We start from the raw sequence: 4827 nt of genomic DNA, 5'->3' as shown, positions 1-4827 counted from the left end.
AAAACTTAAAATAATAATTAAATTTCTAAAAAAATTTATATATGTAACATATGTTACCGATTGTATTTAATTTTAAATATATAATAAGAGCATAAGATACGAGATGAGAGACACTGAATTAAATCTTACTAAAATATATAGATAAATATTAAAACCGGAGGAATACAAAATGGAAAATAAAATGTTTTGTTATCAATGTCAAGAGACAGCAGGATGTACAGGATGTACTAAATTTGGGGTTTGTGGTAAATCACCAGAATTAGCAAGATTACAAGATTTATTAATTTATACAACTAAAGGATTATCAGAAGTAACAACTAGATTAAGAGAAGAAGGTAAAACTGTAGATACATCAGTAAACCATTTAATAACTATAAACTTATTTACAACTATAACTAATGCAAACTTTGATGATGCAATATTCTATGCAAGAATAAAAGAAACTTTAGCAACAAAAGAAACTTTATTAGCAGAGTTAAATAATAAAGAAAACTTATCAGAAGCAGCATTATGGAATGCTACAACTGAAGCAGAAATGGATCAAAAAGTTTCATTCTTAGAAAGAATAAAAAATTCATTCTCAAAAAATAAAGAAGAAGCAGTAGATATAAATAAAATATTAGATGAAAAAGCTCCATCAGTAGGTGTACTAGCTACTAAAGATGAAGATATAAGAAGTTTAAGAGAATTAATAACTTACGGAATAAAAGGTATGTCAGCATATATGAAACATGCTAATGCTTTAGGATACCAAAATGAAGAAATAGACGCATTTATGCAATCGACTTTAACTAAATTAATGAATGACAACTTATCAGCAGATGATTTAGTTGCTTTAGCATTAGAAACAGGTAAAGTTGGTGTTGATGCAATGGCTTTATTAGATTCAGCTAACACAGGAACTTATGGTCATCCAGAAATAACAAAAGTAAATATAGGTGTTAGAAACAACCCAGGTATACTTATATCAGGACATGACTTAAAAGACTTAGAATTATTATTAAAACAAACTGAGGGAACTGGAGTAGATGTTTATACACATTCAGAAATGTTACCAGCACACTACTACCCAGCATTCAAAAAATACTCTCACTTTGCAGGAAACTACGGAAATGCATGGTGGAAACAAAAAGAAGAATTTGAATCATTCAATGGTCCAATATTAATGACTACAAACTGTATAGTACCACCAAAAGCTAGCTACAAAGATAGATTATTCACAACTGGAGCTGCTGGATTTGCAGGATGTAAACATATAGCTGGAAACAGTGAAAGTGATAAAGATTTCTCAGAAATAATAGAATTAGCAAAAACTTGTCAACCTCCAACAGAAATAGAAACTGGAGAAATAGTTGGTGGATTTGCTCACAATCAAGTATTCGCATTAGCTGATGCTGTAGTAGATGCAGTTAAATCAGGAGCTATCAAGAAATTCTTCGTAATGGCAGGATGTGATGGTAGAGCTAAATCAAGAAACTACTACACAGAATTTGCACAAGCATTACCAAAAGATACAGTAATACTTACTGCAGGATGTGCAAAATACAAATATAATAAATTAAACTTAGGTGATATAGGTGGAATACCAAGAGTTTTAGATGCAGGACAATGTAATGACTCTTACTCATTAGCATTAATAGCTTTAAAATTAAAAGAAGTATTCGAGCTTGAAGATATAAATGATTTACCAATAGCATTCAATATAGCTTGGTACGAACAAAAAGCTGTAATAGTATTATTATCATTATTATACTTAGGAGTTAAAAACATACACCTAGGACCAACTCTACCAGCGTTCTTATCACCAAACGTAGCCAAAGTATTAGTTGAAAACTTCGGAATTGGTGGAATAACTAACGTAGAAGACGATATAAAAATGTTCATGGAATAAGAATATTTCCTGAAATAAAACAAAACAAAATACACCCCATTAATTGATAAATAATTATAATAAAATAGAATATTAATATAATTATATAAACATTATCAAAGCTCCATTTCGATATAAATATCTAGATGGAGCTTTGCTTAAAATAAAGATATATTATTCAGATAAAATTTTAAATAATGAATCTAAATCTAGGATTTTTATAGTATCTTTATAATAATCTATAATACCGATATCTTTCATATTTATAAGTTCTCTAGATAGAGAAGGTCTAGGTATTCCTAAAGTTTCAGCGAGCTTTTGTTTAGTCATATTTATATTTATAAGATGGCTATTTTGTTTTTTATACTCATCTAATATATAGTTGCTGATCTTTTGACGGATACTGTTGTATGATAATCGCTCAATAGATTTATTTAAAGTTAAAATTTTATTGCTTAAATCTCTTAAAAACATCTCTAAAAAATCGGGATGTGTATAAGTAAATTGCTTGAAGTTTTCTCTAGATATAAAGAGAACTTCTGACTTAGATGAAGAAATTACAGTTGCTGGATATTTATTTACATCAGAGAATATAATAACTTCTCCAAATAAATGACCAGGACCAAAAGAAGTCATCTGTATTATTTTATTGCTCAACATACGTTTAACGTCGACAGAGCCACTAAGTATAATACCAATGGCCACACATTCTTCTCCTTCAAGTGCAATAATATCATTTAAAGAGAAGCTTTTGACTTGATAATATGTATCTTTAAAGAAATTTAAAATTTCTTCTTTAGTCATACTAGAAAACATGTTTATTACCACCTTTAATATCTATTTGTAAATTATAATAAACAATCATATCACTTAAATATACAGTTAATCAATTATTTTTTATAGTTAATAGGGGATATTTATTTTGATAATAAAATATTGAAGAAATCTATAAAGAAAAATAAATAGATAATTATAATTTCAGTATTTGCTAAATTTATAAAAAAATGATGGATATTTGTTATAAAATACCCTATAATTGTAAATACTATGTTTGAAACATTAGGACAGAGTGTTTACATAATAACAATATATCATTAAATAATAGGTATAAAATACAGGAGGAAGAATATATGATAACAAAAGATATGACAATAGGAGAAATATTAAGAGTTAAACCAGAAGCTGCACAAGTTTTAATGGATATGGGAATGGGATGCTTAGGATGCCCATCTGCACAATTCGAAACTTTAGAACAAGCTTGTGAAGTACACGGACAAGAAGTAGAAGATATATTAGCAAAATTAAATAAATAATATTTGATATCAATTAAATAAGTAATATTTAAGCCAGTGGATTTGACACTGGCTTTTTTTTATTCTAAGGAAATTATACATTATCTAGTTTGTGGATAATTTAAATTTCTAACTTATTATCTAAAGAGAAGACAAAATCATTGGAACTATAAACGAAGTGAGTTTTAAGCAACGGACAAAGTCGTTGGCGCCATGAACGCAGTGAATTTTAAGCAACGGACAAAGTCGTTGGCGCCATGAACGCAGTGAATTTTAAGCAACGGACAAAGTCGTTGGCGCCATGAACGCAGTGAATTTTAAGCAACGTACGAAGTCGTTGGCGATATGAACGAAGTGAATTTTATAAATATATTTTAGATATAATTAGATATAATTAGATAAATAATAATATCGTAGAAATATTGAGAATTTTTTAAAAATATAGCAAAATATAGAATAATCTGTTATTATATATTGTATACAAAAAATAGCAATAAAAGTTTTTTAAGAAAGAGGTAAATATTAATGCAAAAGGCGAATATAAAATGGGACGAGTTAGGATTTAGTTATCAATATGTAGACAATATGTATGTATCTTATTGGAAAGATGGTAAATGGGATGAAGGTAAGATACAAGACGGGGATAGAATATCTATAAGTATAGGGGCTACAGCATTACATTATGGGCAAGAATGTTTTGAAGGTTTAAAAGCGTATTCAACAAAAGACGGGGAAATACAATTATTTAGACCTGATATGAATGCAAAAAGACTTCAAGATAGTTGTGAAAGATTGTTAATGCCAGAAATATCAGTAGAAAAATTTATAGATGCTTGTAAACAAGTTGTAAAAGCAAATGAAAAATATGTACCACCATATGGCACAGGTGCTACTTATTATATAAGACCATTTGTAATAGGATGTGGAGATAATATAGGTGTTGGGCCAGCACCAGAATATCTATTCTGTGTATTTGGAATACCAGTAGGACCATACTTTAAAGGCGGATTTAAACCAGTTTCAATGACTACTGCTAAATACGATAGAGCAGCACCATATGGAACAGGGGCAGCTAAAGTTGGAGGAAACTATGCAGGTAGTATGCTTCCACACAAATTAGCCAATGAAGAAGGATATACTGACTGTATATATTTAGATCCAGCTACTCACACAAAGATAGAAGAAGCAGGAGCGGCAAACTTCTTTGGAATAACAAAAGACAATAAATTTATAACACCAGATTCACCATCTATATTACCAAGTATAACTAGAAACTCACTATTAACAGTTGCTAGAGATTACTTAGGAATGGAAGCAATAGAAGGTGAAATATTAATGGATGATATAGATAAATTTACTGAAGTAGGTGCTTGTGGTACTGCTGCAGTTGTTGCACCAATAGGCTCAATATACTATAAAGGAAAAGAACATATTTTCCACAGCAAAGAAGAAGCAGGACCAGTTATCACTAAATTATATGAAACACTATATGGAATACAATTTGGTGATATAGAAGCTCCAGAAGGTTGGATAGTAAAAGTAAAATAATAAAAGGTTTAATATATAGTTGCATGCTGATATAGTGTGCAACTTTTTTTGTAGAAAAATAGAAGATTTTAAAGGTATGTATAATTGTAATTTTTTTAATTAAAAGCTTTATTAATT

Annotated in this window: 4 protein-coding genes; 3 read left to right on the top strand and 1 reads right to left on the bottom strand. The window is 29.2% G+C overall.

The features are described 5' to 3' along the window. Positions 1-169: 169 nt before the first annotated feature. Complete coding sequence (hcp, locus tag I4U58_RS12670) at positions 170-1891, top strand: hydroxylamine reductase (RefSeq protein WP_195931706.1); 1722 nt, start codon at positions 170-172, stop codon at positions 1889-1891. Between the two features lie 153 nt (positions 1892-2044). Here hcp and I4U58_RS12665 read toward each other — a convergent pair whose 3' ends face one another. Next, positions 2045-2686 (bottom strand): Crp/Fnr family transcriptional regulator, encoded by a 642-nt coding sequence (locus tag I4U58_RS12665; protein ID WP_207743893.1) that lies wholly within the window; start codon positions 2684-2686, stop codon positions 2045-2047. 314 nt (positions 2687-3000) lie between these two features. Here I4U58_RS12665 and I4U58_RS12660 point away from each other — a divergent pair, with 314 nt between their 5' ends. Continuing rightward, positions 3001-3183, top strand: coding sequence for a DUF1858 domain-containing protein (locus I4U58_RS12660; protein WP_195931704.1), 183 nt, complete (start codon positions 3001-3003; stop codon positions 3181-3183). 504 nt (positions 3184-3687) lie between these two features. After that, the gene (locus tag I4U58_RS12655) at positions 3688-4710 is read left to right on the top strand and encodes a branched-chain amino acid aminotransferase (RefSeq protein WP_195931703.1); all 1023 of its coding nucleotides are present in this window, start codon (positions 3688-3690) and stop codon (positions 4708-4710) included. Positions 4711-4827: the final 117 nt, after the last annotated feature.

The sequence above is a fragment of the Clostridium sp. 1001270J_160509_D11 genome (genome assembly GCF_015667935.1).
Taxonomy (GTDB): domain Bacteria; phylum Bacillota; class Clostridia; order Peptostreptococcales; family Peptostreptococcaceae; genus Intestinibacter.
The sequence above is the reverse complement of the archived record's forward strand: the minus strand, read 5'-3'. Positions and strand labels throughout refer to the sequence as shown.